Raw genomic sequence first — 26,904 nt, 5'->3', positions numbered from 1 at the left:
CGAGAGCGCCGGTCGATGCCTTGTGGCACAGCCTATGCATGGAAGAGTGCGATGAACCTTTTTACCGATTTCGAAGCCAGGATTAAAACCGCCCTTGAACAGATCGATCTGGTCAAGGAAAAGCGATCCGAGCTCGATTTCGGCCGCATCGCCGTCGAGCCGCCGCGCGATGTGACGCATGGCGACGTCGCAACCAATGCCGCGATGGTGCTGGCGAAGCCGCTCGGCACCAACCCGCGCGCCTTCGCCGAAATCATCCTCGGCAAATTGAAGGAAGACCCTGACGTTGCTGACGTTTCGGTCGCCGGTCCGGGCTTCATTAACATCAAGCTGTCCGTCGGTTACTGGCAGCGGCTGCTCGGCTCGATGATCGAGGCAGGCACCGACTACGGCCGCTCGACGCTCGGCGCTGGCCGTAAGGTAAATGTCGAATATGTCTCGGCAAACCCGACCGGCCCGATGCATGTCGGCCACTGCCGCGGCGCCGTTGTCGGCGACGCGCTGGCAAACCTGTTGGCCTTCGCTGGATATGCCGTCGAGAAGGAATATTACATCAACGATGCCGGCTCGCAGATCGATGTGCTGGCGCGCTCGGTCTTCCTGCGCTACCGCGAAGCCCTTGGCGAGAATATTGGCGAGATCCCAGCCGGCCTTTATCCGGGCGATTACCTCGTTCCGGTCGGTCAGTCACTGGCCAGTGAATACGGCGTGCGGCTGCACAACATGCCGGAAGAGCAGTGGATGCCGATCGTCAAGGACAAGGCGATCACCGCGATGATGGCGATGATCCGCGAAGATCTCGAGGTCCTGAACGTCCATCACGATGTCTTCTTCTCCGAGCGCACGCTGCACGACGGCGGCGCCGCCGGTATCCGCACCGCCATCAACGACCTGACCTTCAAGGGCTATGTCTACAAGGGTGCGCTGCCGCCGCCGAAGGGCCAGCTGCCCGAGGATTGGGAAGATCGCGAGCAGACGCTGTTCCGCTCGACCGAAGTCGGAGACGATGTCGATCGCCCGCTGATCAAGTCCGACGGGTCCTATACTTACTTCGCTGCCGACGTTGCTTACTTCAAGAACAAGTTCGATCGCGGCTTCAACGAGATGATCTACGTGCTCGGCGCCGACCATGGCGGCTACGTCAAGCGCCTGGAAGCGGTCGCCCGTGCGGTCTCTGAGGGCAACTCGAAGCTGACGGTCCTGCTCTGCCAGCTGGTAAAGCTGTTCCGCAACGGTGAGCCGGTGAAGATGTCGAAGCGCTCCGGCGACTTCGTGACGCTGCGCGACGTGGTAGAGGAAGTCGGCCGCGATTCGGTGCGTTTCATGATGCTCTACCGGAAGAGCTCCGAGCCGCTGGACTTCGATTTCGCCAAAGTAACGGAACAATCGAAAGATAATCCGGTCTTTTACGTGCAATATGCGCATGCCCGTTGCATGTCGGTTTTCCGGCAGGCGAAGGAGGCTTTTCCGGACCTCAATGTCAGCCCTGCAGACCTCGCAAAAGCGGTGTCCGGAATCTCGGATCCCGCGGAATTGCAGCTGATTGCGAAGGCCGCGGAGTTCCCGCGCGTCGTCGAATCTGCAGCCCAGGCGCAGGAGCCTCACAGGGTCGCTTTCTACCTCTACGACCTCGCCAGTTCGTTCCATGCACACTGGAACAAAGGTAAAGACCAGACTGAATTACGATTTGTTAACGATAAGAGCCGAGAATCGAGTATTGCCAGACTAGGGCTGGTGTACGCTGTCGCTTCGGTTTTGAAGTCGGGTCTTGCCATTACTGGTACCGCCGCACCGGATGAAATGCGATAAACGTCACCAAATCCCCACATTGCGCTGGCATTGACCGCGTTGGCTTTTGAGTGGGATGGGTATGGCAGACAAACAACTTGCGTATGACGCGCGACAGAAGACGGAGCTGTTCGATGAAAACGATCCGCTCGCGGAACTCGCGCGCATCGTTGGCTTCGAGCCGCGGGTAGCGGCCAATACTGTCTCAGAGCCAGTCCGGCAGGAGCCGGCCTTCGATCTCGAAGACGAATTGCTGCGGGAATTCGAGCGCTACGACGCGCCGCGCCCGCTGGGTGCACTCGACCATCCGGCCGAGCAGCCCGTTGAGGAAGCCGCAAGCTATGAGCCCGTTGCCTACGAGCACGCTGCCGCTCCGCAGGAGCCCGTAGAGGCTCCTGTCTACGTCGAGCCGGAAGCCTACGAGGCTGAGCCGGTCGCAGCGGCCTATGAGCCCGAGGAAACGCAGGCCTGGACCGGTGGTCAGGTTGCTGCCGCCGAATGGGCGGTCCAGCCCTCCGAACCAGTCTCCAACGGCGGCGCCCGCGATCTGATCGAAGAACTCGAAATGTCGATCGGTGCTGCATCGGTTGCCCAGCCGGTTGCTCCGGTTGCCAAGGCGCCGCAGTGGTCTGCCGCCAGCATCAAGCTGCCGCTCGCCAACTTCCATACGGCCCGCCGCGAAGAGCCGGTTTCTGCGGTTGTCGTCGAGCCCGAGCCTGTCGTTGCGCCTGCGCCGCAGCCGGTTGCTGAAGTGGCATCCGCGGAAACCCTGCAGGAACTTGCTGCACTTGACGTTGCCGAGGAGTTCACTCCCGTCGCTTCCGGCTTCCCGGCCGAAATCGATCGCCACGAAGAGCCCGAAGTCGTCGAGCAGGCGCCCGTTGCCGAAGCTGTCTATGCCGAGCCGGTATCGCACGAGGCCTTCGATCTCGCCGCTGCCGCCAAGGATGGCATCGTTGCTTCCGACGCAGCGCTGACCGAGGCGCTGCCCCAGGATGAAGCAACCGCCTTCGATATCGACAACCTCCTGGCTGACGTTTCCCGTTACCCGGTGCCGCAGCGCGCTCCGGAGCCGGTTCGCGAAGAACCCGTACAGTTCCATCAGCCGGAACCGGTAAAGCCGGTAGCACCCGTCGTGGCCGCCAAGCCCGCTCCGGCCGAAGAGGAAGACCCCTTCGCTGGTCATGACTTCGAGCTCGATCTCGAAGGCATCGAACTGGAGCTCGCCGATCTCGATTTCGCCGAGCCCGTCAAGGAAGAGCCGGTCGCAATGGCTCCGGCTCCTGTTCGCGCTCAGCCCGCACCTGTTGCCGTCGCTCCGGCACCGGTTGTCGTTCCGCGCCCGATCGCGCCTGCGCCTGTCGTTGCAGAAGCGCCGCGTCCGGTTCAGCCGGCCTATACGCCTGCACCGGTTTCCTATTCGCCGGCAGCCGTTTTCACGCCTGCGCCGCAGCCAGCGGCTCCTGTCCGTGCAGCTGTTGTCGAACCCGTCGAAGAACTTCCCTTCGATCCGTCGATGATCACCGACGCCGACGGTCATCCGGAAGCAGTTGGCGAAATGCACGTTCCGGCGCTGCCGCCTGTGGAGCAGCACAAGCCTGCCGCTCCGGTTAACGATTTCGATTTCGACGTCGATGCCGAGATCGCCAGCCTGTTCGACCCGATCAAGTCCAAGGAAGCCGTTCCGGCTGCTGCGCCCGCCTGGGCATCGCAGGCCTCCGCTCCCGCGGCTCAGAAGCCTGCAGCACCTGCCGTCGCCGGTCTCGATGATCTCGAGCGCGCTCTGGAAGAAGATCTGCGCCGCAGCATGCGCGAGCCGGTCCAGCGGACCGAGCAGCTTGCCGAGGTTCACATCCAGTCTGCCGGCGCTGCCGAAGACATGCATCGCGCCCGCTCGATGAAGCGGATGCTGGCTGCTGCTGCCATGGTCGTCGTCTTCGCAGGCGGCGCTTATGGCCTCTACACCGTCGTTGCCGATACCGGTATCGCCGGTGGTTCCGGCGAGCCGCGCATCATCGCTGCCGACAAGGAGCCGGTGAAGGTCGTTCCGGATAATCCGGGCGGCAAGACCGTTCCGAACCAGGACAAGGCCGTCTATGACCGCGTTGCCGGCGCCACCGAGACGCCGAAGCAGACTGCACTGGTGTCGTCCGACGAACAGCCTGTCGACGTCGTTCAGCGCACGCTGACGCCTGAGGTCGCACCTGAGGATAACGACGGCGACATCACTGACCAGGCCGTCAGCACGCCGGTCAGCGATACCGAGGATCCGCGCCTGCTGCCAGGCCAGGAGCAGCAGGAAGCCGCTGCCAACAACGATGCAGACCGCGTTCCGGCCGTTTCGCCGCGCAAGGTCCGCACGATGATCGTCAAGCCTGATGGCACGCTGGTTGCCCGTGAAGACGAGGCACCCGTTGACGCGCCTGCCGTGAACCAGGTCAAGACCACGACCATCAAGCCGAACGGTTCTGCTGCGAACTTCCCGGCAAGCACGGAAGTGGCCTCTGCCGATATCCGCTCGACCCCGGTCGAGAATACGCCGGCTCAGCCTGCCACTTCGGAATCGGTCCTTGCCAAGGTTGCCGCAAGCAACCCTGCCAATGTCGAGCCTCCGGTCCGTCAGGTTCAGTCGACGCCGGTTCAGCCGCAGGCCGCCGCCGTAAAGCCGGCCGACACGGCACCGGTCCCGGCTGCCCGCCCGGCCGCAAAGCCTGTTGCCGCAGCCGCTGCACCAGAACAGCCGAAGCCGACTGAAGTCGCCTCCGTCGCCCCGGCTGCAACCCAGCCGCAGGCCGCTGCGCCGTCGGGTGCCTATGGCGTCCAGATCGCATCGCTGCCATCGGAAGCGGAAGCCAACAAGTCCTACGCAAGCCTCTCCAAGAAGTTTGCCAGCGTTCTTTCCGGCCGCAGCTACGAGATCCGCAAGGCCGACATCGCCGGCAAGGGCACCTTCTACCGCGTCCGCATCCCGGCATCCTCGAAGGATGAAGCCGCTGCGATCTGCGAGAAGTATCGTGCCGCTGGCGGTAGCTGCCTGATCTCGAAGTAATCGGCTCCACACTGCATCGAAACGGCGGGCTCAGGCCCGCCGTTTTCGTTTTTGCACTGCCTTTCCTGTGAATGCCGCTTGACCGACCTATCGCAATTCGGGCGCACACCTCTATGATTCGGGTATGACCGAATCAAAAGCGATGATCCTGGGCTGTAGCGGCCTGTCCCTGACCCCGGAAGAAAAGGCCTTCTACAAGGCGGAACGCCCCTGGGGCTTCATTCTTTTCGGACGCAACATTTCCGAGCCGCAGCAGATCGCCGATCTCGTCGCCGAAATGCGCGAGAGCGTCGGCTGGCATGCGCCGGTCCTGATCGACCAGGAAGGCGGACGCGTCCAGCGCATCCGTCCGCCGATCCTCCAGCACTATCCGTCCGGTCAGGCGCTCGGCGATATCTATCGCCAGGACCGCGAGCAGGGGCTTCGAGCCGCCTGGCTGATGTCGCGCCTTCACGCCTTCGATCTCCTGAAATTCGGCATCAATGTCGATTGCCTGCCGGTTCTCGATGTTCCGGTCGAAGGCAGCAGCAATGTCATCGGCAACCGCGCCTATGGCGGTGATCCCCGCACGGTGACCGAGATGGGCCGCGCCGCAAGCGAGGGTCTGAAGGCCGGCGGTGTCTTGCCGGTGATGAAGCATATGCCGGGCCACGGCCGCGGCTTTGCCGATTCCCATCACGAGCTGCCGGTCGTCACCGTCTCGCGCGCAGAACTTGAAGCCCATGACTTCCCGCCCTTCATCGCCATGAAGGACGAGCTGGCCGCCATGACCTGCCATGTCGTCTTCACGGCGATCGACGACAGCAATCCGGCCACGACGTCCCGCAAGGTGATCGACGGCGTCATCCGCCAGCATATCGGCTTCAACGGCCTGTTGCTTTCCGATGATACATCGATGAACGCGCTGGCCGGGACGATCGGCGAGCGCGCCGCGAATATCATTGCGGGCGGATGCGATATCGTGCTGCATTGCAATGGCCACATGGACGAGATGCAGCAGGTGGTCGCCAATGTGCCGGCGCTAAGGGGCGCCTCGCTGAAGCGGGCCGACGCCGTGCTCGCGGGCATGCCGCGGGCCGATCAGTCCGACGAAGCTGCGATCCGCAGTGAATTCGACGCGATGTTTGCAGCCGTCTAAGAAACGGAAGAGAGGCCCGGTTGAACATAATCAAGACTCCCGAGCGGTCGCAGTCGGCAACGCCGATGGACAAGCTTTGGCAGGACAGCGGCACCGGGCGTGGTTCACATGAACCGGCGCTGGTCATCGATGTCGCCGGCTTCGAAGGCCCGCTTGACCTGTTGCTCTATCTCGCCCGCAATCAGAAGGTCGACCTGTCGCGTATTTCGGTCCTGGCGCTTGCCGAGCAATATCTGCAGTTCGTCGAGAGCGCCCGCCGCATCCGCATCGAGCTTGCCGCCGACTACCTCGTCATGGCGGCCTGGCTTGCCTACCTGAAATCCCGCCTGCTGATCCCGCAGCAGATCAAGGATGACGGCCCCTCCGGCGAGGAGATGGCGGCAACGCTCGCCTTCCGCCTGAAGCGCCTGGAAGCGATGCGCGAGGCCGCGAGCGGCCTCGTCAACCGCAACCGCCTCGGCCGCGATATCTTCGCGCGCGGCGCACCGGAACATATCCCCGATCGCCACCAGTCCGCCTATGAAGCCAGCCTCTACGATCTTCTGACCGCCTATGCGACGCTGCGTCAGCGCCAGGCCGTCACCCAGGTGACGATCGCTCGCCGCACCGTCTGGTCGCTCACCGAGGCGCGCGAGCTGCTGACCCGGATGATCGGCGATGTCTCCGACTGGACGGCGTTGGAGCACTATCTGCTGCGCTATATGACTTCGCCGGAAGAGCGCGTCACGGCGATCGCCAGCGCCTTTGCCGCCTCGCTTGAGCTGGTGCGCGAGGGCAAGCTCGAAATCCGCCAGGACGGCGCCTTCGAGCCGCTCTACATGCGCCGCGGGCCGAAGCATGCCACGCTGCAGGTCATCGAGCAGGAGGCGCCGCTGTGATCGATCCTGAGGACGATATCGGCGGAGAGGAAGGCGAGGGCGCCGAAAGCCAAGACTTCCAGGCAGAGCTCGAGGCCGAACGCATCGCCGAGGCACTGGTTTTCGCCTCGGCGCAGCCGGTCTCCGAAGCCTTCATCGCTGATCGCATCGCCAAGCATTTCAATGTCCACACCATCATGCTCCGCTTGAAGGAGCAATATGCGCCGCGCGGCGTCAATCTGGTGCAGCTGGATGACGCCTGGGCCTTCCGCACGGCCGCCGATCTCTCATTTGTGATCCGCCGTGATGAGAACGAAACGAAGAAGCTTTCGCGGGCCGCTCTCGAAGTGCTGGCGATCATCGCCTATCACCAGCCGGTGACGCGTGCAGAGATTGAAGACATCAGAGGCGTGCAGACCTCGCGCGGCACGCTCGACGTTCTCATGGAGGCCGGTTGGGTGCGTTTCCGCGGCCGCCGCCGCACGCCCGGCCGCCCCGTAACACTCGGCACCACCCGCGATTTTCTCGACCATTTCGGCCTTGAGGAACTGCGCGATCTGCCTGGTATTGAAGAGCTCAAGGGGGCAGGGCTGCTCTCCGGCCGCATCCCTGCAAATTTCAACATCCCGTCGCCGTCGATGAACGACGAGCTGACCGAGGACGAAGATCCGATCACCCAGATGGATCTTGAGGAATTGGGGCTTCTTGCGCCGGGTGGCGCATCGGAAGATTAGCACCGGCTTGTCTTTGTTTTGCCACTGAGGGCGAAAACAATACTCATCACCACAATTCGATGGCGCGGTGGCTTGTCACAAAGGTCAAAGCCGTGACATTAAGCGTCAATATAAGGGGAATTTTGATGTTGGAAACGATGTCGGAAACTCTTACATCGAAGAGACATCGCAACAGGGAGTATGCGTAATGGGTTCTTTTAGCATGTGGCACTGGCTGATCGTCCTGGTCATCGTGCTGTTGTTGTTCGGCCGCGGAAAGATTCCGGAGCTGATGGGCGACGTTGCCAAGGGCATCAAGAGCTTCAAGAAGGGCATGAACGACGAAGACGCGCCGGAAACGGCGTCGAAGACCGTCGATCACAAGGCCGACGAAACGAAGTAATCAGTCCGGGGACGGGTGGCTTGCCCCGCTTCCCCTCCAGGAGCCTTGAATGTTCGATATTGGCTGGACCGAGCTGCTTGTCATCGCGGTCGTGTTGATTGTGGTGGTAGGTCCGAAGGATCTGCCGCCGATGTTGCGTGCGTTCGGTAAGATGACGCAGCGCGCCAAGAAGGTTGCCGGTGAATTCCGTGCGCAATTCGACGAGGCGCTGCGTGAGGCCGATCTCGACGAGGTGCGCCAGACGCTCGCCGACGCCCAGCGTCTCAACCCCGCCAATACGCTGCGCGACGCGATGAACCCGCTGCGCCAGATGGGCAACGACATCAAGGCCGACCTTCAGAACGCAACGAAGGTCGACAACAAGACCGAGGTGCCGGTCAGTGTGCCGGCTCCCTCGATGAGCCTGCCGGAGACGCCTCCGGTCGTAACGCCGGCACCCGCAGCCGAACCGGTTGCTGCGCCTGTCGTTGCTGAAAAGCCGAAGGCCGTGCGCAAGCCGCGCGCCGCCGCTGAGGCAAAGGCCGAGCCTGTGGCTGCCGCTCCCGCGGCCAAGGCAAAGCGTGCGCCCGCAGCAAAGGCCGTAGCCGCTGCGCCTGCAGCCAAGGCTGCTCCGGCCAAGGCACCGGCTAAGACGGCAGCAGCCAAGACGGCTGCACCCGCAAAGAAGGTCGCAGCTGCCCCGAAGAAGGCAGCAGCAAAGAAAAAGGATGAGGCATGAGCGGTGATATCGAAGACAAGCCGCAGCCGTTGATCGAGCACCTGATGGAGCTGCGCAGGCGGCTGATGTGGTCGATCGGCGCGTTCTTCATCGCCTTCATCGTCTGCTTCTTCTTTGCCAAGCATCTCTTCAACTACCTCGTCTACCCCTACAAGCTCGCGGTCACCTGGGCCGGCATGGATGTCGACAAGGCGCAGCTGATCTATACCGCCCCGCAGGAATTCTTCTTCACGCAGGTGAAGGTGGCGATGTTCGGCGGCGTCGTGATCGCTTTCCCGATCATCGCGGCACAGATCTACAAGTTCGTGGCCCCCGGCCTCTACAAGAATGAGCGCGCTGCCTTCCTGCCGTTCCTGATCGCATCGCCGATCCTGTTCCTGCTCGGCGCGGCTCTCGTCTATTTCTTCTTCACGCCGATGGTCATGTGGTTCTTCCTGGCCATGCAGCAGACGCCGGGTCATGGCGATGTCGCCATCTCGCTGCTGCCGAAGGTCTCGGAATATCTGAGCCTGATCATGACGCTGGTGCTGTCCTTTGGCCTGGTCTTCCAGCTTCCCGTCATCACCACGCTGCTCGCCCGTGTCGGCCTACTGACGTCCGCATGGCTTGCCGAGAAGCGCAAGTTCGCCATCGTCATGGCCTTCATCGTCGCCGCGGTGCTGACGCCGCCCGATCCGATGTCCCAGATCGGTCTTGCACTGCCGACGATCCTTCTCTACGAGATTGCCATCCACGCGGCTCGACTCGTCGAGCGCCAGCGTGCGCGGCAGGCGGTCGAAGAGGCGGAACGATCCGCGGACGTTGCCAACACGGACAGCGTCTGAGCGGCTTCGCAATCTCTTCCCATACGCTTCCGTATCTTCCGGCCGCAGCCAGGTCAGGCTTCGGCCGGTTCCTGTTTTGCAACGACCCGGAACGACAATGCTTGATATCAAATGGATCCGTGAGAACCCCGAGGCGCTCGACGCCGCGCTTGCAAAGCGTGGTGCGGAGGCTTTGGCCCAGTCCCTCGTCGCCCTCGATGAAAAGCGCCGCTCCGCCGTGCAGAAGGCGCAGGACTTGCTGTCGCGCCGGAACGCTGCCTCCAAGGAAATCGGCGCGGCAATTGCGCAGAAGAACAGCGAGCTCGCTGAGAAGCTGAAGGCCGAAGTCGCCGACATCAAGGTGACGCTGCCTGCCGCCGAGGAGGAGGAGCGCCAGCTTAGCGCCGAACTCAACGATGTGCTGTTGCGCGTGCCGAACGTGCCGTTCGACGACGTTCCTGTCGGCGCCGACGAGAGCGGCAATGTCGTCACCCGCACGATCGGCGAAAAGCCGCGCTGGAACCATGCGCCGAAAGAGCATTTCGAAATCGGCGAATCCCTTGGTTACATGGATTTCGATCGCGCCACCAAGCTGTCGGGTTCGCGCTTTACCGTGCTGACCGGTCCGCTCGCCCGTCTCGAACGTGCGCTCGGCCAGTTCATGATCGACCTGCACACTAGCGAGCATGGCTACACCGAAGTCTCGTCGCCGCTGATGGTGCGCGACGAAGCGATGTTCGGCACCGGCCAGCTGCCGAAATTCGCCGACGACCTCTTCAAGACCACGGATGGCCGCTGGCTGATCCCGACCGCCGAAGTGACGCTGACCAACCTCGTTTCCGCCGAAATCCTCGAGCAGGAAAAGCTGCCGCTGCGCTTCACCGCGCTGACGCCGTCCTTCCGCTCGGAAGCCGGTTCTGCCGGTCGCGATACCCGCGGCATGCTGCGCCAGCACCAGTTCTGGAAGTGCGAACTCGTTTCGATCACCGACGCCGAAAGCGCGGTCGCCGAGCATGAGCGGATGACGGCCTGTGCGGAAGAGGTTCTGAAGCGCCTCGGCCTGCATTTCCGCACCATGACGCTCTGCACCGGCGACATGGGCTTCGGCGCGCGCAAGACCTACGATCTGGAAGTCTGGCTTCCCGGTCAGAATACCTTCCGCGAAATCTCGTCCTGCTCGGTCTGCGGCGATTTCCAGGGGCGTCGCATGGATGCACGCTACCGCGCCAAGGGCGAAAAGGGCACGAAGTTCGTTCACACGCTGAACGGCTCGGGCACCGCCGTCGGCCGCTGCCTGATCGCCGTTCTGGAGAACTACCTGAACGAAGACGGCTCGGTGACTATTCCGGACGTGCTGCTGCCCTATATGGGCGGTTTGAAGAAGATCGAACGGGCGGCTTGAAGAGATGCGCATTCTGCTCACCAATGACGATGGCATTCATGCCGAAGGCCTCGCAGCACTTGAGCGGATTGCGCGCACTCTGTCCGACGACGTCTGGATCGTCGCACCCGAAACGGACCAGAGCGGCCTGGCGCATTCGCTGAGCCTCTCCGAGCCGCTCAGGCTGCGCAAGGTCTCCGACAAACATTTCGCCCTGCGCGGCACCCCGACCGATTGCGTCATTATGGGCGTCAAGCAGGTCATGGACATCAAGCCGGACCTGATCCTGTCAGGCGTCAATTCGGGCTCGAATGTCGCCGACGATGTGACCTATTCGGGCACGATCGCCGGCGCCATCGAAGGCACGATGCAGGGCGTGCGCTCCTTCGCGCTGAGCCAGGCCTATGTCTATGCCGATGGCGCACGGATCGTGCCCTGGGAAGTCTGCGAGGCGCATGCGCCGGCACTTCTCGAAAAGCTGATGAAGGTCGATCTGCCCGAAGGCACGTTCCTGAACCTCAACTTCCCGAACTGCCGTCCGGATGACGTCGATGGCGTCGAGGTCACCGCTCAGGGCAAGCTCGCCTTCAACCTGCAGGTCGATGCGCGCTCGGATGGCCGCGGTTTTCCCTATTACTGGCTGAAGTTCGGCGAGCGCGCCGGCGCCTTTGCCGCAGGCACCGATATCCACGCTTTGAAGCATAATAAGATTTCGGTAACACCTTTGAAACTGGATCTGACCGATTATTCCGTGAAGGACCGCGTGGAGCGGGCGCTTTCAGGTACGGAGTAATCAGGCATTGTCAGCACGGCTGGTCGAGAAGGAAGGTTTTGCGGCCCTCGTATTACGGCTGCGCGCCGAAGGCATTTCTGACATCGATCTGCTGACCGCAGTCGAGCAGACGCCGCGCTCGCTCTTCGTACCGCCGCAATTTGCTGAAGACGCCTATTCGACACGGACGATCCCGATCGAATGCGGTTCGTTCGTTGAAGGTGTCGATACAGCCGTCCGCATCCTGCATCACCTGAAGGTCAAGCCGGGCCAGCGCGTGCTCGAAGTTGGTACGGGCAGCGGCTTCATGGCCGCCGTCATGGGCCGCATGGCCGAGCGCGTTCTGACGATCGACCGCTACAAGACGCTGGTCGTCAACGCGCAGAAGCGCATGGACCAGCTCAGCCTGCGCAACATCATCGTGCGCCAGGCCGATGGCAGCAACGGCCTGCAGGGCGAGGGCACCTTCGACCGTATTCTCGTCACCGCCGCTTTCGCCTCGATGCCGCGATTCTACACCGACCAGCTGGTCTCCGGCGGCTCCATGATCGCGCCGCTGATGATCTCCGATGACGAGTGCCGGATGGTGCGTCTGACGAAGACCGGCAGCCGCTTCGAGCGCGAAGAGCTCTTCACCGTTCCCTACCTGCCCATCGTTCCACGGCTCGCTTCGCAGCTCTGATCTCAGGCGCCACGCGCCGGTCCCTGCGGGCTGCGATTTCTCACCCGCAAAACTATGGTTATCAATTCCTCTAAAAAAACGCTCCAATTCCAGCGCTTTAACCGCGTGGTAATACTAACGCGCTTTAATACTCCCACAAATGGTTGCGTTGTGAGTGGGTCGTGTCATGAGTTTTTGTGTTTCGCCAAAGTTCGGAAAGTCGGCCTTCAATCTTCTGGCTGTCGCCTTGCTGGCGAGTGCGGCGACAGGCTGCAGTTCCGATGTGTCGCGCTTCAGCGGCGGTCTTTTCAGTTCCGGTCAAGATCAGATGACGACGGGTTCGGTCCCGCGCCGCAGCATGAGCGGTCTGCAGGGTGATCCGGTTCCGCAGGCTGACATGCAGGGCGGCGGCGCAATGCAGCCTTCCTACGGCAACAACAATCAGGCCTATAACAACCAGTCCTACAATCAGCCTTACCCGGCTTCGACCGGCGCGATCCGCTCCAATGCCCGCATGGCATCGGCTCCGGTCACCGTTCAGCGTTCCGAGCTCTCGGCTCCGACGGGCGCTGCACCGTCCGCTTCCCGCGAACGTCAGGAAGCGCTTGCTCAGCCGTTCCCGGCATCGCCCTCGGCTTCCGCTCCGCGCAAGATGCAGGCTGCACCGAAGCTTGCGGCTCCGGACAATCTGACGACCGGTTCCACGCCGAAGGCAAGCGGCTGGTCTTCCTCGAACGCTCCGTCGGTCACGGTTCGTCCGGGCGAAAGCCTCGCCGTTCTCGCCCGCCGCTACGGCGTTCCGGAGAAGGAAATTCTCCGCGTCAACAACATGAAGTCTGCCTCGGCCATTCAGCCCGGTCAGACGATCCTGATCCCGACCTTCAACGGCGGCAGCAATGCCGCGAAGTCGGCGGCGCAGACGGCAGACCTTTCCAAGCAGGGCAAGGCTCCCGAGCCCTACAAGGCACCGGAACAGAACGTCGCCGTTCTGCCGGGCGCCAACACGGTCCGCGACAAGTCGCAGGTCACTGCCGACGGTGCCATGGGCAAGGTTGCGGCAGCTGGCGGCAAGGCTCCGGCTGGTGCCGGCAGCTACACGGTCAAGCAGGGTGACTCGCTTGCCAAGATCGCCAAGGCGACCGGCGCCAGCGTCGACGCCATCAAGTCTGCAAACAACCTGCAGGCAAGCTCGATCCGCATCGGCCAGACGCTGACCATTCCGGGCGGCTCTGCCGGTACCGACCAGATGAAGACGGCTTCGATCCCGGCAAAGGCCGCCGAGCCGAAGGCTGCTGCTCCGGCGGCAACCGAAACCGCATCGAACCAGCCTGCCGCCTACAAGGCACCGGCTGCGACACAGACCGTCGACGAAGTCGAGAAGAAGTCCGACGTCGCTTCTGCGGCTCCGGAAGCAACGGGTATCGGCAAGTATCGCTGGCCGGTTCGCGGTGCGGTCATCGCCGCCTACGGCGCCAACGTCAACGGCAGCCGCAACGACGGCATCGACATCTCGGTTCCGCAGGGCACGCCGATCAAGGCCGCCGAAAACGGCGTCGTCATCTATGCCGGCAACGGCCTGAAGGAACTCGGCAACACGGTTCTCGTCCGCCACGACGACGGCACCGTCACCGTCTACGGCAATGCCGATACGCTGAGCGTCACCCGCGGCCAGAAGATCCAGCGCGGCCAGACCGTCGCAGTCTCCGGCATGAGCGGCAACGTCAAGCAGCCGCAGGTTCACTTCGAAGTCCGCAAGGATGCTTCGCCGGTCAATCCGATCACGTTCCTCGAATAGTTAGCGCGTACGGGGAAATGCGAAAGCCCGGCTTCGAGCCGGGCTTTTTGCGTTATGGGGACTTGTCTCGTCTCAATCGCGGGCGAGGTTGATACGCATGCGCCCGGCGAGGTCCTGCACGTATTGCCAGGCAACACGGCCGGAGCGGGCGCCGCGGGTCGTCGCCCATTCCAGCGCCTCGGCATGCAGCTTCTCGCGCTCGAGCGGCAGCTTGAAGTGATCGGCATAGCCGTCGATCATCGTCAGATAATCTTCCTGGCTGCACTTGTGGAAGCCGAGCCAGAGGCCGAAGCGATCGGACAGCGACACCTTCTCCTCGACAGCCTCTGACGGGTTGATCGCCGTCGACTGCTCGTTCTCCATCATGTGGCGCGGCAGAAGGTGGCGGCGGTTCGACGTTGCGTAGAACAGCACGTTGTCCGGGCGTCCCTCGACGCCGCCGTCGAGCGCTGCCTTCAGCGACTTGTAGGCGGTGTCGTCATGATCGAAGGAGAGGTCGTCGCAGAACACGATGATCCGGTGCGGCACATCCTTCATCAGGTCGAGCAGGGCGGGCAGGCTGGCAATGTCTTCGCGGTGAACCTCGACGAGCTTCAGCGATACGCCGCTCTCACGCCGCACATCCTCATGCACGGCCTTGACCAGCGACGACTTGCCCATGCCGCGCGCGCCCCAGAGAAGCACGTTGTTGGCGGCAAACCCTTCGGCGAAGCGCACGGTGTTCTCATGCAGGATGTCGCGGACATGATCGACGCCGCGGATCAGCTTCAGCGCCACACGGTTCGGCCGTGCCACCGGCTGCAGATGCTGGCGGGCGGGCGACCATACGAAGCAGTCTGCCGTCGTCCAGTCATTGACCGCCGGTGGCGGACCTGCCAGCCGTTCGACGGCCGCCGTCAGCCTCTTGAGCTCCTGCAGAATGACGCTGTTGATCTCGTCAGTCATGCGATGTCCTCCTGAATTTCGTGCGGCCGGAGACCGTCTGTCGTCTTTCGTGGCGGGGTAGCATGGCCTTTCCACAGCCGAAAGGTTATCAGGCAGCGGATTCGGTACGCCTCACGGCTGTTTTTGTTGCATTCGTTCTTACCGCAACTATAGTCCGGCCACTGAAAAGAGAGGCGGAATTTCGCCGCCCGCAGCTGAGGAGTTTATCAATGTTCATCACCCCGGCATTTGCCCAGGCCGCAACGGATACTGCCGCGTCGCCATTCGGCTCCGGCTTCGAAATGATCATCCTGTTCGTGCCGCTGATGGTCGTCTGGTATTTCCTGCTGATCCGTCCGCAGCGCGCCCAGGCCAAGAAGCGCGCCGACACGCTTTCCGCCATCCGCCGCGGCGACCAGGTCGTCACCGCCGGTGGTCTCGTCGGCAAGGTCACGAAGGTCGTTGACGACAAGGAAGTTGAAGTGGAAATTGCTGATGGCGTTCGCGTTCGCGTCGTCCGCAGCGGTATCGCCGATGTTCGCGTCAAGGGCGAGCCGGTCAAGGCCGACGCTGCATAACATTGCTTTCGGCAGCCAGATCGGAAAGGCAGAATGCGTCAATTTTCCCTTTGGAAAACTCTTCTGATCTGGTTTGCCATCGTCGCGGCGGCACTGGCCGCCGCGCCAAATCTTTTCTCCCCCAATACACTTGCTTCCCTGCCGCAATGGCTGCCGCACAAGGCACTGACGCCGGGCCTCGATCTCAGGGGCGGCGCCTATCTCGTCGTCAAGATCGACCGCGCCGATATCGTCCAGAGCCGGCTTGAAAGCACCGTTGCCAGCGTCCGCACGCGGCTGCGCGATGCCAATATCCGCTATACCGGACTTGCCGGAAACGCCCAGACGGTCCAGGTGCGCATTACCGACGCCGCCCAGACCGATCGTGCGCTGTCTCTGCTCGCACCGCTCGCCGTACCGGCCGGCGGCGTTCCCGATGCCGATATCGCGATCACCAAGGCGAATGACGGCCAGATCAACCTGCAGATCAGCGACAAGGCGATCGATCGTAGGCTCGCCTCGGCGCTGGAGCGCTCGGTCGCGATCGTTGCCCATCGCGCCATCGAAGCCGGCGGCATCGATCCCATCATCACGCCCGCGGGCCGCGACCGGCTGGTCGTCCAGATCCCGGGTCTCGGCGATCCGCAGCGCTTCAAGGACCTGCTGAGCCAGCCGGGCAAGCTGACCTTCCGCCTCGTCGATTCGAGCGTCAGCGCACAGGATGCGATGGCCGGCAGCGTGCCGCCCGGATCCGAGATCGTCTATTCGCAGGATGACCCGCCGATCGCCTATCTCGTCGAGCGCGCCGAAGTGCTGCATGCCTCCGATCTCGGTGATTTCGCCATCGAACCAGGCCCGACGCCGGATACGTCCGTCCTGACCTTCAATTTCAATCTCGACGGCTCGCGCCGCTTTACCGATCTCGTCGAAAAGAATGCCGGTCGCACGCTGGCGATCCTGCTCGACGATCAGGTGCTGACGGCGCCCGAGCTTAGCAAGCTGCCGGTCGGTGACAGCAGCCGCATTCCGCTGAACTATTCGCCTGACGAGAGCGAAGACCTTGCCGCCATGCTGCGCTCCGGCCCTCTGCCGGCGGCGCTGACGATCGTCGAGGAGCGGACGATCGATCCGGGCCTCAGCGGTGATGCGATCCATGCCGGCCTGATCGCCGGCATCATCGGCGCCGTGCTGGTGGCCGGGCTGATGATCGGCCTCTACGGCATGCTTGGCGTCATCGCCAGCGTTGCTCTGCTGGTCAACCTTTTGATGATCGTCGCCGTGCTCACCGTTTTCGGCGCGCCGCTGACGTTGCCCGGCCTTGCCGGCATGGTCCTGATGATCGGCATCGCCGTGGATGCCTGCGTGCTGATCTATGAGCGTATCCGCGAGGAGCTGAAGGCCGGCCTGCATCTGGATCAGGCGATTTCCGCCGGCTATTCGCGCGCCTTCATGACCGTGGTCGATGCCAGCATCACCATGCTGGTGGCCGCCGCCATCCTCTTCTATCTCGGCAGCGACGCCATCCGCGGCTTTGCCGTGACGCTGGCGGCCGGGATCATCACCACGGCTTTCACCGCCTTCCTTTTCACCCGTCCACTGGTCGAGGCATGGGTGCGCCGCCGCCGCTTGAGGCACCTGCCGAAGAGCGTCCATACGGATGTCTTCGACGGTACCGCAGTCCGCTTCATCGGCATCCGCCGCTACACTTTCACGGCGCTCGCAGCCCTTTCGCTTGTCTGCATGCTGGGTGTCGCGACCGCAGGCATGCATCTCGGCGTCGACTTCACCGGCGGCTCGCTGATCGAGGCCCGCTCGAAGGACGGTACTGCCGATGCTGACGATATCCGCTCGCGTCTCAGCGAGCTCAATCTCGGCGATGTCGAGGTCAAGCGGCTGCGCGATCCGGCCAGTGCCATGATCCGCCTGCAGTCGCAGGGCGGCGGTGACAATGCCGAACAGTCGGCGATCTCGCTGGTGCGCAGCGAATTGCAGGACGAGTATGATTTCCGCCGTTTGGAAGTGGTCGGCCCGGCCGTGTCGGGCGAGCTTGCCCGCACCGCGACGCTCGGCGTTCTCGCGTCGCTGCTGGCAATCCTGATCTATATCTGGATCCGCTTCGAGTGGCAGTTTGCGATCGGCGCGATCATCGCCACGCTGCACGATGTCATCCTGACGCTCGGCTTCTTCGTGGTGACCGGCATCGAGTTCAACCTAACCAGTATCGCGGCGCTGCTCGTCATTGTCGGCTATTCGCTGAATGATACCGTCGTCGTATACGACCGCATGCGCGAAAACCTGAAACGCTATACGCGCATGCCGTTGCCGATCCTGATCGATGCCTCGATCAATCAGACGCTGTCGCGCACCATCCTGACGGCCGCAACGACGCTGCTCGCGCTCCTAGCGCTGACGCTGTTCGGCGGCGAGGTGATCCGGCCCTTCGCGCTGGTGATGCTCTTTGGCGTTGCCGTCGGCACCTTCTCCTCCATCTATATTGCTGCGCCGGTCCTGATTCTCTTCAGGCTTCGCCCGAAATCCTACGACGACGAGGATGAGAACGAGACGGCCGGCGGCACACCTGGAAAGGCCACAGTCTAAAATCATGGCAAAAGGCATCGAAATCCGCGAGGCCCATTTCCCGGGCCGCGCGCCCATCGACACCTATGGCAATGGCGGCTTCCGCTTCGCCGACATGTCGCATCGCGGCTCCATCCTATGCCTGCCCTCGGGCATCCACGGCTGGGATATGGATATGACCAAGCCGCTGTCGGTCGAGAATTTCACGAAGGTTCTCGATGAAGCCGGCGATATCGAGGTGCTGCTGGTCGGCACCGGTACGGAGCTTCGCCGCCTGCCGCCGGAATTGAAGCAGGCGCTGAAGGCGCGAGGCATCTCGTCAGATCCGATGAGCACCGGCGCTGCTGTTCGCACCTACAACATCATGCTTGCCGAATCCCGCGCGGTCGCAGCGGCATTGATCGCGGTCTGACCATGTCCGAGACGAAGCCTGGAAACCAGGAGATCTGCCTGGCGATGCTGCGCGACAACGATCGCGACCGCTATCTCGCGAGCCTGCTGTCGCCGGAGGACAAGCGCGCCGCACTCGTTGCCCTCTATGCCTTCAATGCCGAACTTGCCAAGGTGCGCGATCTCGTTCATGAGCCGTTGCCGGGCGAGGTGCGCATGCAATATTGGCGCGACCTCCTGGAAGGCAGCGCCCATGGCTCGACCGAAGCCAATCCGGTTGCCGCCGAACTGCTGACCGCCATCGAGGCGCACCGCCTGCCGCGCCAGACACTGGTCAACATGATCGAGGCGCGCATCTTCGATCTCTATGACGATCCGATGGAAAGCCGCAGCGCGCTGGAGGGCTATGCCGGCGAAACTGCCTCGGCGCTGATCCAGCTCGCAAGCCTCGTCCTGTCGCCCGAGGATGCCGCGAAGTCCGCCGATGCGGCGGGCCATGCAGGTGTCGCGCAGGCGATTGCGGGCATGCTGCTGTTGATGCCGCTGCACCGCCACCGCGGGCAGGTCTATATCCCGCTTGAAATCCTGAGCGCCACTGGCCTCGACCGCGACAGCTTCCTTGCGGGCGAGGACAAGGCGAGGATTTCGGCGGCCATCGAGGCCTTCGCCGGTCTAGGCCGCGATCATCTGGCAAAGGCACGGGCGGCAACGCTTCCGGCAAGCGTCTTCCCGGCCTTCCTGCCGGCGACGATCGCCGAGCCGGTGCTGAAGAAGGCGCAGAAGGCAGGGGCAGGGCTCTTAGGCCAGCCGCTGCAATCCGCCCAATGGCGCCGCCAATTCGCCATGACCATGGCGATGATGCGCAAGAAAATCTGAGCCGAGTTCAAACTCGCGCAAGGCTCAGGCATTATAAGGCGGCAACCGCAAGTCCTTTTGGAGAACGGCGTTGAGCATTATCGTCTGGATCGTCATTTTCGCAGCCCTGTTCCTGCTAGCCTTCGTGGCGACGCGGATGGCATCGCAGAACCGCGATGAAGAGGGTTTGCGCGACATGGGTCTGGCGATCCTCGAGTTCAATCGCGCCTTCCCGCATGAGGCGATCCGCCAGCTGCAGGCAACGGCCGATGGCCAGGTGGTCCTCGTGCGCCTGCATGACAACAAGGCTGGTTTCATGCGCAGCATGCACCGCCACTTCTCCTGCCATGTGCTTCAGCCGGGCAGGGTGCGGGTCGCAAGCTCGGAAACGGGCAAGGGACTGGTGATCGACTTCCTCGACCATCCGCATCAGAACGGCACTTTCGAATTCGTCTCCGCCAAGGAGGCGTCCGAAGTCTCGCTCTGGCTGCTCGGCAATTATGTCGCCGATGCCGATCTGGTGCTGCCGCCGGCCGAAAAGCCGGCAGCCAACAATCATTGATCTCTGATCAGGCGCTTTCGGCGAGCGGTACGTTCTGGCCGAGCCACGCGGCGCAATCGGCAAGCGCCCGCTTGGCGATCAGCTGACGCTTCATGATCGTCTTGTCCTTGCCGCGGAAGCGCTTGACGCCCTCCGGCTTGACGATCGAGCCCGGCTGCAGCTCCGGGAAGAGGCCGAAATTGATGTTCATTGGCTGGAAGGAGCGCTTGCCCGGTTCCTCGTCAGTCACCAGATGGCCGCCGGTGATATGGCCAAGCAGAGAGCCAAGCGCCGTCGTGACAGGCGGTAGCGATGCCGCTTCGCCTTTGCGCTCAGCAGCCGCGAAGCGTCCGGCCAGAAGACCGACGCTGGCGCTTTCGACATAGCCCTCGCAGCCGGTGATCTGACCGGCAAAGCGCAGACCGGGGCGCGACTTCAGCGTCAGCGAGTGGTCGAGCAGCGTCGGCGAATTGATATAGGTGTTGCGGTGCAGGCCGCCGAGGCGGGCAAATTCCGCATTCTCGAGACCGGGGATCATCCGGAAGATATCCGCCTGCGCGCCGTATTTCAGCTTCGTCTGGAAGCCGACCATATTGTAGAGCGTGCCCAGCGCATTGTCCTGTCGCAGCTGCACGACGGCATAGGCCTTCACCGTTGGATTATGGGAGTTGGTGAGACCCATCGGCTTCATCGGCCCGTGGCGCAGCGTTTCGCGGCCGCGCTCTGCCATGATCTCGATCGGCAGGCAGCCGTCGAAATAAGGCGTGCCTTCCCATTCCTTGAAGCCGACTGTGTCGCCGGCGATCAGCGCATCGACGAAGGCATTGTACTGCTCTTCGGTCATCGGGCAGTTGATATAGTCCTTGCCGGTGCCGCCGGGACCGACCTTGTCGTAGCGCGACTGATACCAGCAGATATCCATGTCGATGCTCTCGCGATAGACGATCGGCGCGATGGCATCGAAAAAGGCGAGCGCATCGGCGCCGGTCTCGGCCTGGATGGCTTCGGCCAGCGAAGGCGCCGTCAGCGGGCCGGTGGCGATGATCGCCTGATCCCATTCCTTCGGCGGCAGGCCGGCGACTTCTTCGCGCACGACGGTGACGAGTGGATGCTCCTCGATCGCCCTGGTCACGGCTTCCGCGAAGCCGTCGCGGTCGACGGCAAGCGCGCCGCCTGCGGGCACCTGATGCTTGTCGGCGCAGGCCATGATCAGCGAACCGGCCATGCGCATTTCCGCATGGATGACGCCGACGGCATTGCTGGTCGCATCATCGGAGCGGAAGGAGTTGGAGCAGACGAGCTCGGCAAGGCTATCCGTCTTGTGCGCATCGGTGCCGCGAACGCCGCGCATCTCGTGCAGGATAACGGGGACGCCGGCATTGGCGATCTGCCAGGCAGCTTCGGAGCCTGCGAGGCCGCCGCCGATGACATGGATGGGGGAGTGGGAAGAGGTCTTGGTCATGGGCGGCTGATTATCACGCCTCGTCAGCGCAGGAAACTCCCGCGTTCAAAAAGGCAGGGCTTCGCACCACGATCAGGAGAAGGCCGGCTCCCGCTCGAATTTCGGCCGTGACGGCAGCACCCGCTTCGCCTGCTTGGCTTTCTTCGCCCGTACCTTCGGCTCCGGCATCTGCTCGGTGACGATCCGGCGCAGGGCATCGCGCGCCTTCTCTGCATAGGCTTGCTGCTTCGGGTCGTCGTAGTTGAATTGCTCGATCATCGAGAAGGAGCGGGCGGCCTCGTCCTTCCGTCCGGCGCCGGCCAGCGCCACGCCCTGCTTGTAATAGGCCTGTGCATCATATGGCGCGATCTGGATGATCTTGCCGAAGGTCTTGGCGGCCTGATCATAGGTGCCGAGCGCCAGCTGTGTCTCGCCGAGCTTCAGATAGACGGGGGCGGGATCCTTGACGCGGCCGATCAGCGCTGTGAAAGCGGCTTCGGCCTCCGGCAGCATGCCGCGGTCGAAGGTCAGGCTCGCGAGCCCGAATTCGGCGCCGATATGGCCGGGCACGGTGGCGAGCAGCTGCTTGAAGGCGGCCTCCGCATAGGCCTTGTCGCCGCGCCGGTACATGTCGAGCGCCCGCTCATAGATGAAATCGACGCTGCGCCGGTTGATGACCTCGCCGAGATTGCGGCCGGTGCGGCTGCGGAAGATGGTGCAGGAGAGCTGCCGCTCCTGCGGCCCGAACATATACTTGTAGGGCTCGGTGCCGCGCAGGAAGTCGTAGGTCTTGAAACCCTCGGCGATCGCCTTGCGAATGCAGTGAGCGTGCAGGATGAGACCGGGAGAGGGCGTCTTCCACTCCTCGTCTCGGCCCGTGATATAGAATAGGACCGATTTCTTTTGTCGGTCGATCATGTTGGCCAGCACGCCGAGCGGCCGGTCGCCATACCAGAGAACGGGAACATCCAGATTGCCGGTCGCAAAGCTGTCCATGAGCAGGGTCCGCGTCCCGGCGATCAGCCGGTCGGTCCGTTCCTCGCCCTTCTTGGCAAGCCACTTGATCCGCCAGAACCTGAAGAGAATGTCGAGATCGCGCTCGATCGTCTCCGGCGTCGCCATAGTGATCCGGTAGTTCTCGTCGGCCTCGACCTTGCGCATGAAGCGGCGCAGCTTCTGACGCGTCTGGCTGCTCATGCTGGTGTCGAGATAAACGTCGAAACTGTCGGGCAGATGGACGACCGGGCAGATGCAATTGTCGATATTCTCGGCATTCTTCGGCGAACTGTCGCGAAACATCACGTCAGGCCCTTCCAGCGCCCGCAGGAAGGCGTCGCGGCGCTCCTGCGGCCCGTAGAAGAACTCGACCTTCAGATGCGTCCAGTTCTGCTGCTTGAGATATTGAGAGAAGCCTTCGATGGCGTTCTGCTCATAGGCAGGCTCGGCGAGGAAGCCGGTATAATCGGCCGAGCAGTTGCCGGCCATGATGATCTCGTCGATGAACTGGCCGGTCTTTTCGTCGTGCTGCGTGACTACCCGTAACGGGAAGAAGGCGACGTAGGGTGAACCTTCCGGCTTTTCGCGCAGTGCCAGCACGAACCAGCGGTTTCGCCGCGCGAGATAGGGCTTCAGCCAGATCCAGGAGAGGAAGTGCTGGGCGTAGGGATCGTTTCCATAGACCCGCTCCCACTGTTCGCGGAGCCCGTCGAAACCGGCCTCCGTGTCGATCACGTCAATGCGCATCATCCCCCTCCCAACACCCCTTACACAGTTCGGGAACCTGCATTCTATGGGGAAACGGCAGGCATCAAATATGCCGTTCGGATAAAAACCGGCATCAAATCGGGCTAGCCTTGCGGGTTAGCAGCGTGCCACATTAGCCCGGCGCAAGCACCTCGGTATCTGGCCAGGCAATCCGCCGGCCATCGGCGGCGCGGAGTTCCAGCCGGGCAACCGGCGCGCCGCTCTCGGTATCGACGAGAACCGAGCGGCGCTCGCCCGGTCTGTAGCGATGCGCCTCGCCCCATTGGCGCAGGGCGACGATGACATGGAAGAGGTCGCGCCCTGCTGCGCTCAGCACATATTCCTGATAGGCGCTGCCATCGGAGGCAGGCACGAGGTCGAGAACGCCGGCTTCCACCAGGTCGCGAAGCCGGGTTGCCAGCATGCCCTTGGCAATCCCGAGATTCTGCTGGAAGGCGCTGAAGCGGGTGATGCCGTCGAAGGCGTCGCGAATGATCAGCAGCGACCACCAGTCGCCGATCGCATCGAGGCTACGTGCAACCGGGCACTCGGCCTCGCGAAAACTCTTCCGCTTCATTATCAGTCCTCCATTCCGGTTCTAAAATAGAACTGGAATGCACGCACCTCAAGTGGTCTCATCATTGAACTGGATTCAATCGGGATCACGCTTATGGACTTCCTCAAGGACACCCCATCGTCTTCCGGGGTAAAATCGAACCTCGGTCCCTGGACGCTTCTTCTCTTCGCTGCGACCTGCGGCGCAAGCGTCGCCAATGTCTATTATGCCCAACCGCTGCTCGGCTCGATGGCCGCCGATTTCGGCCTCGAGACCGCCGATATCGGCATCGTCGTGACGCTGACGCAGATTGGCTATGCCGCGGGTCTGCTGCTGATCGTGCCGCTCGCCGATATCGCCAATCGCCGCCAGCTGGTGATCGGCCAGACAATGATGCTTGCCGCAGCCGCCGCTGCCGTCGGCCTGGCGCCATCAACATTCATGCTGTTAGTCGCGATGATTGCTCTCGGGCTGCTGTCCATCGTCGTTCAGGTGGTGGTCGCACTGACCGCGTCGCTGACAGGACCCGAGGAGCGGGGCCGGGCCGTGGGGCTGGTGACGAGTGGTGTCGTTGTCGGCATTCTCGCCGCACGCCTCTGGGCCGGGCTGCTCGCCGATCTCGGTGGATGGCGGACCGTCTATCTAGCATCGGCAATGCTGATGCTGATCATGAGCATGCTCCTGGCCAAGACCTTGCCGCGTGAAAAGCCACCCGGTTCGAAGGAAGGCTATGTCGCGATCCTCCGATCCGTCCCGCAGCTCTTCCTGCGCGATCCCCTGCTCAGGGCAAGGGCCGTGCTGGCTTTCCTGATCTTCGCAAGCTTCAGCACGCTCTGGACGGCAATGGTCCTGCCGTTGAGCGCTTCGCCCTATCTCATGTCGCATACGGCTATCGGCCTGTTTGGCTTGGCGGGCGTTGCCGGTGCCCTGGCGGCAAGCGGCGCCGGTCGGCTCGCGGATCGCGGTTTGGCGCAACCCGTCACCGGCGCTTCGCTGGCACTGCTGGCAATCTCCTGGGCGGCAATCCTCTGCCTGGCAGCTTCTCTGCCGGTCTTCCTGCTTGGCGTCGTCGCGCTCGATTTCGCCGTTCAGGCCGTGCATGTCACCAACCAGACGCTGATCTTCGCCGCCCGCCCGGAAGCACGAAGCCGCCTGGTCGGCGGCTATATGGTCTTCTACTCCGCGGGCAGCGCGCTGGGCGCCATCACCTCGACGATGATCTACGCACATGCCGGTTGGCCGGGCGTCTGTGCGCTCGGCTGTTCATTCAGCGTGATAGCGCTGGTTTTCTGGTGGATCACGCGGCCGATGCCGAGGGCCTAGATATGCGCCGAGGCATGCTCGCTGGCATGGATGAACTCCCAGAGCGAATTGCTGATCGCCACGATCTCGCCGATCGAGCGCTCAAGCGCATCGAGCTCCCGCTGGTCGAGCTGCTCCACCTTGCCGTAGCGGATTTCCTTGTCGTCCTCGACAAGCCGCATCAGCTGCGTGGAGGAGATCTGCCCCTTGTCGTCGAAGGAATAGATGCAGTGATTGTATTTGTTGCGCATCTTCGATTCCTTCTTCAGCCGCATCATCATGTGAAGGATGGTTTTGCGGTCGGAAGCGGGGGTCGAGTGCAGCTTGGCAAGGCGCTCGACAAGGTCGATGCGCGCCCGTGTGGTGTTCAGCGTCAGGAACACCACGATCGCCGCATCCTTCTCCACCCTGAGAAGGTGGGCGATGACATAGATCAGCAGGCTCTCGGTATTGGTCCAGACATAGTTCAGTCGCCCAACCCGCAAGAGCACGTCAGACATGGCCGCCATAGAAGCCTCCACCAACCGATCCTGCGAGCGAGAATACTGCAGATCCGCGGCGGAAGCTCCTAGTCTCTTTGTATTATAAATCTCAGCGCTCCTTGAAGGCACGCGACATGCTGTCGGTGATCGGCTTGGTGATATATTCGAAGAAGGTGCGCTCCGAGGTCTGGATCAACACGTCGGCCGGCATGCCGGGAACCGGGTGGAAATTATGCACCTTGGCGATCTCCGAATCCGGGATTTCGACGCGCACGATGTAGACGTCCTTGGTCTGCAGCCCGGCATTCTCTTCGATCGAGTCTGCCGAGACATAGAAGACCTTGCCATTGAGTACCGGCGTCGTGCGCCGGTTCAGCGCCGAAAGCCGGATCGCCGCCGTCTGGCCTTCATGCAGCTGGTCGATCGACGTGCGCAGCACCTGCGCTTCGATGATCAGCGGCACATGGGCCGGCAGGATTTCCATGATCGGCTTGCCGGTGGTGATAACGCCGCCGGCGGTGTGGTAATAGGCGCGCACGACCGTGCCGTTGACCGGCGAGCGGATGACGGTTCGCTCGAGCACGCCCTGTGCCTCGCGCACCTGCTCGCGCACGCTGTCGAGATCCGATTCAGCGGTTTCCAGCGCATCGAGCGCTGCCTGCTTGTTGGAGTTGACGGCAATGATCGCTTCCTGGCGGAACTTGGCGATCTCAGCCTCGCTTTCGTTGAGCTCGCCCTGCAGGCGCGAAATATCCCCCATTGCATCCGCCATGGCGCGCTCGATCGCCAGGAGATCGGTCCTGCGCATATAGCCGACCTTGACGAGGCGGGCCTTGGAATCGCGCTCTTCGGTCAAAAGCGCCAGCTGCCGGTCGAAGGAGTCCTTCTGGCCGCTATAGCCCTTATAGCGGTATTCGAGCGAAGCGATGTTCTTCTCGATCAGGTTCAGCTGCTCCTCGAGCTTCACCTGCTTGCTGTGAAAGACGATGTTCTGGCTCTGGATGATCGAGCCGATGTCGGGGTCGCTGGCTTCGGCCAAGACGATGTCGGGGATCTTGAAATCCCGGTCGCCGGCGGCCTCGGCATGCAGGCGGGCAACGACGGCTTCCAGACGCAGACGCCGCAGTTTCAGCATGCGGTCGTTGGAGAGCGCTGCAGTCGGATCGAGCGTCAGCAGCACGTCGCCTTCCTTGACGACGTCGCCTTCGCTGACCCGCATGTCCTTGATGATGCCGCCTTCGAGATGCTGGACGATCTTGTTGTTGCCGGTTGCGACGAAGCTCCCCTGGGCGATGATCGCCGAGGCAAGCGGCGCGGTGCCGGCCCAAAAGCCGAAGCTGCCGAAGGATATGATCAGCACGGCAAGGCCGATCATCGTGTGATAGCGGATCGAGCGCGGAACCTCGCTATACCATTCGACCGGATTGTTGACCGTCTGCAGACTGGTATGAGCCATTT

Annotated in this window: 24 protein-coding genes; 18 read left to right on the top strand and 6 right to left on the bottom strand. The window is 62.7% G+C overall.

From position 1 onward, the window contains the following. Positions 1 to 51: 51 nt before the first annotated feature. From argS to ACODR6_RS17150, 12 genes are all read left to right on the top strand, one after another. Positions 52 to 1,809, top strand: coding sequence for an arginine--tRNA ligase (argS, locus tag ACODR6_RS17205; protein ID WP_489023217.1), 1,758 nt, complete (start codon positions 52 to 54; stop codon positions 1,807 to 1,809). A gap of 61 nt (positions 1,810 to 1,870) precedes the next feature. Then, positions 1,871 to 4,837 carry an SPOR domain-containing protein gene (locus tag ACODR6_RS17200; protein WP_489023215.1) on the top strand — a complete coding sequence of 989 codons (2,967 nt, stop codon included), beginning with the start codon at positions 1,871 to 1,873 and terminating at the stop codon, positions 4,835 to 4,837. A gap of 124 nt (positions 4,838 to 4,961) precedes the next feature. Next, positions 4,962 to 5,975: a beta-N-acetylhexosaminidase gene (nagZ, locus tag ACODR6_RS17195; protein WP_489023214.1), complete on the top strand. Its 1,014-nt coding sequence runs from the start codon at positions 4,962 to 4,964 to the stop codon at positions 5,973 to 5,975. A 65-nt stretch (positions 5,976 to 6,040) separates the two neighbouring features. Then, complete coding sequence (locus ACODR6_RS17190) at positions 6,041 to 6,853, top strand: segregation and condensation protein A (RefSeq protein WP_489023474.1); 813 nt, start codon at positions 6,041 to 6,043, stop codon at positions 6,851 to 6,853. After that, the gene (scpB, locus tag ACODR6_RS17185; RefSeq protein ID WP_489023212.1) at positions 6,850 to 7,566 is read left to right on the top strand and encodes an SMC-Scp complex subunit ScpB; all 717 of its coding nucleotides are present in this window, start codon (positions 6,850 to 6,852) and stop codon (positions 7,564 to 7,566) included. Before ACODR6_RS17190 ends, scpB begins: the two co-directional genes overlap by 4 nt. A 187-nt stretch (positions 7,567 to 7,753) precedes the next feature. After that, the gene (locus tag ACODR6_RS17180) at positions 7,754 to 7,948 is read left to right on the top strand and encodes a twin-arginine translocase TatA/TatE family subunit (RefSeq protein ID WP_112711576.1); all 195 of its coding nucleotides are present in this window, start codon (positions 7,754 to 7,756) and stop codon (positions 7,946 to 7,948) included. A 49-nt stretch (positions 7,949 to 7,997) separates the two neighbouring features. Next, complete coding sequence (gene tatB, locus ACODR6_RS17175; protein WP_199629384.1) at positions 7,998 to 8,666, top strand: Sec-independent protein translocase protein TatB; 669 nt, start codon at positions 7,998 to 8,000, stop codon at positions 8,664 to 8,666. Then, positions 8,663 to 9,490, top strand: a complete 828-nt coding sequence (gene tatC / locus ACODR6_RS17170; protein ID WP_112711578.1) for a twin-arginine translocase subunit TatC — start codon at positions 8,663 to 8,665, stop codon at positions 9,488 to 9,490. Before tatB ends, tatC begins: the two co-directional genes overlap by 4 nt. 97 nt (positions 9,491 to 9,587) lie before the next feature. After that, entirely contained in the window at positions 9,588 to 10,871 is a 1,284-nt protein-coding gene (gene serS, locus ACODR6_RS17165; RefSeq protein WP_489023209.1) for a serine--tRNA ligase, read from the top strand. A gap of 4 nt (positions 10,872 to 10,875) precedes the next feature. After that, positions 10,876 to 11,643, top strand: a complete 768-nt coding sequence (gene surE / locus ACODR6_RS17160; protein WP_112711580.1) for a 5'/3'-nucleotidase SurE — start codon at positions 10,876 to 10,878, stop codon at positions 11,641 to 11,643. A 7-nt stretch (positions 11,644 to 11,650) separates the two neighbouring features. After that, positions 11,651 to 12,304, top strand: a complete 654-nt coding sequence (locus ACODR6_RS17155) for a protein-L-isoaspartate(D-aspartate) O-methyltransferase (RefSeq protein ID WP_112711581.1) — start codon at positions 11,651 to 11,653, stop codon at positions 12,302 to 12,304. A gap of 166 nt (positions 12,305 to 12,470) precedes the next feature. Further along, positions 12,471 to 14,078, top strand: a complete 1,608-nt coding sequence (locus ACODR6_RS17150) for a LysM peptidoglycan-binding domain-containing protein (RefSeq protein WP_489023206.1) — start codon at positions 12,471 to 12,473, stop codon at positions 14,076 to 14,078. Between the two features lie 72 nt (positions 14,079 to 14,150). On the opposite strand, the gene ACODR6_RS17145 is transcribed toward ACODR6_RS17150, so the two are convergent. Next, entirely contained in the window at positions 14,151 to 15,023 is an 873-nt protein-coding gene (locus ACODR6_RS17145; protein ID WP_489023204.1) for an ATP-binding protein, read from the bottom strand. 209 nt (positions 15,024 to 15,232) lie between these two features. On the opposite strand from ACODR6_RS17145, the gene yajC reads away from it, so the two are divergent. The 5 genes from yajC to ACODR6_RS17120 all read left to right on the top strand — a co-directional run bounded on the left by yajC (position 15,233) and on the right by ACODR6_RS17120 (position 19,943). After that, the gene (yajC, locus tag ACODR6_RS17140) at positions 15,233 to 15,580 is read left to right on the top strand and encodes a preprotein translocase subunit YajC (RefSeq protein ID WP_112711584.1); all 348 of its coding nucleotides are present in this window, start codon (positions 15,233 to 15,235) and stop codon (positions 15,578 to 15,580) included. Positions 15,581 to 15,613: 33 nt separating this feature from the next. After that, positions 15,614 to 18,157 (top strand): protein translocase subunit SecD, encoded by a 2,544-nt coding sequence (secD, locus tag ACODR6_RS17135; protein ID WP_489023201.1) that lies wholly within the window; start codon positions 15,614 to 15,616, stop codon positions 18,155 to 18,157. 4 nt (positions 18,158 to 18,161) lie between these two features. After that, positions 18,162 to 18,548: an Mth938-like domain-containing protein gene (locus tag ACODR6_RS17130; RefSeq protein WP_112711586.1), complete on the top strand. Its 387-nt coding sequence runs from the start codon at positions 18,162 to 18,164 to the stop codon at positions 18,546 to 18,548. A gap of 2 nt (positions 18,549 to 18,550) precedes the next feature. Further along, positions 18,551 to 19,402: a phytoene/squalene synthase family protein gene (locus tag ACODR6_RS17125; protein ID WP_489023199.1), complete on the top strand. Its 852-nt coding sequence runs from the start codon at positions 18,551 to 18,553 to the stop codon at positions 19,400 to 19,402. Between the two features lie 70 nt (positions 19,403 to 19,472). After that, positions 19,473 to 19,943 (top strand): hypothetical protein, encoded by a 471-nt coding sequence (locus tag ACODR6_RS17120; protein ID WP_489023197.1) that lies wholly within the window; start codon positions 19,473 to 19,475, stop codon positions 19,941 to 19,943. Between the two features lie 7 nt (positions 19,944 to 19,950). Here the strand turns inward: ACODR6_RS17120 and trmFO are convergent, their stop codons facing one another. The 3 genes from trmFO to ACODR6_RS17105 all read right to left on the bottom strand — a co-directional run bounded on the left by trmFO (position 19,951) and on the right by ACODR6_RS17105 (position 23,686). After that, a complete protein-coding gene (gene trmFO / locus ACODR6_RS17115) occupies positions 19,951 to 21,384 on the bottom strand; it encodes a methylenetetrahydrofolate--tRNA-(uracil(54)-C(5))-methyltransferase (FADH(2)-oxidizing) TrmFO (RefSeq protein ID WP_489023195.1) in 1,434 nt (477 codons plus the stop codon). 72 nt (positions 21,385 to 21,456) lie between these two features. Continuing rightward, complete coding sequence (locus ACODR6_RS17110; protein WP_489023193.1) at positions 21,457 to 23,106, bottom strand: GNAT family N-acetyltransferase; 1,650 nt, start codon at positions 23,104 to 23,106, stop codon at positions 21,457 to 21,459. A gap of 133 nt (positions 23,107 to 23,239) precedes the next feature. After that, complete coding sequence (locus tag ACODR6_RS17105; protein ID WP_489023472.1) at positions 23,240 to 23,686, bottom strand: winged helix-turn-helix transcriptional regulator; 447 nt, start codon at positions 23,684 to 23,686, stop codon at positions 23,240 to 23,242. A gap of 90 nt (positions 23,687 to 23,776) precedes the next feature. Here ACODR6_RS17105 and ACODR6_RS17100 point away from each other — a divergent pair, with 90 nt between their 5' ends. After that, on the top strand, positions 23,777 to 24,985 hold the full coding sequence (locus ACODR6_RS17100; RefSeq protein ID WP_489023191.1) for an MFS transporter: 1,209 nt from the start codon (positions 23,777 to 23,779) through the stop codon (positions 24,983 to 24,985). On the opposite strand, the gene ACODR6_RS17095 is transcribed toward ACODR6_RS17100, so the two are convergent. Together ACODR6_RS17095 and ACODR6_RS17090 are read right to left on the bottom strand one after the other, a co-directional pair. After that, positions 24,982 to 25,473, bottom strand: coding sequence for a hypothetical protein (locus ACODR6_RS17095; protein ID WP_112711593.1), 492 nt, complete (start codon positions 25,471 to 25,473; stop codon positions 24,982 to 24,984). The genes ACODR6_RS17100 and ACODR6_RS17095 overlap by 4 nt on opposite strands. An 82-nt stretch (positions 25,474 to 25,555) precedes the next feature. Then, positions 25,556 to 26,902, bottom strand: coding sequence for an HlyD family type I secretion periplasmic adaptor subunit (locus tag ACODR6_RS17090; protein ID WP_489023189.1), 1,347 nt, complete (start codon positions 26,900 to 26,902; stop codon positions 25,556 to 25,558). Positions 26,903 to 26,904 lie beyond the last annotated feature (2 nt).

This window comes from Rhizobium sp. FG96, from assembly GCF_057808655.1.
The sequence above is the reverse complement of the archived record's forward strand: the minus strand, read 5'-3'. Positions and strand labels throughout refer to the sequence as shown.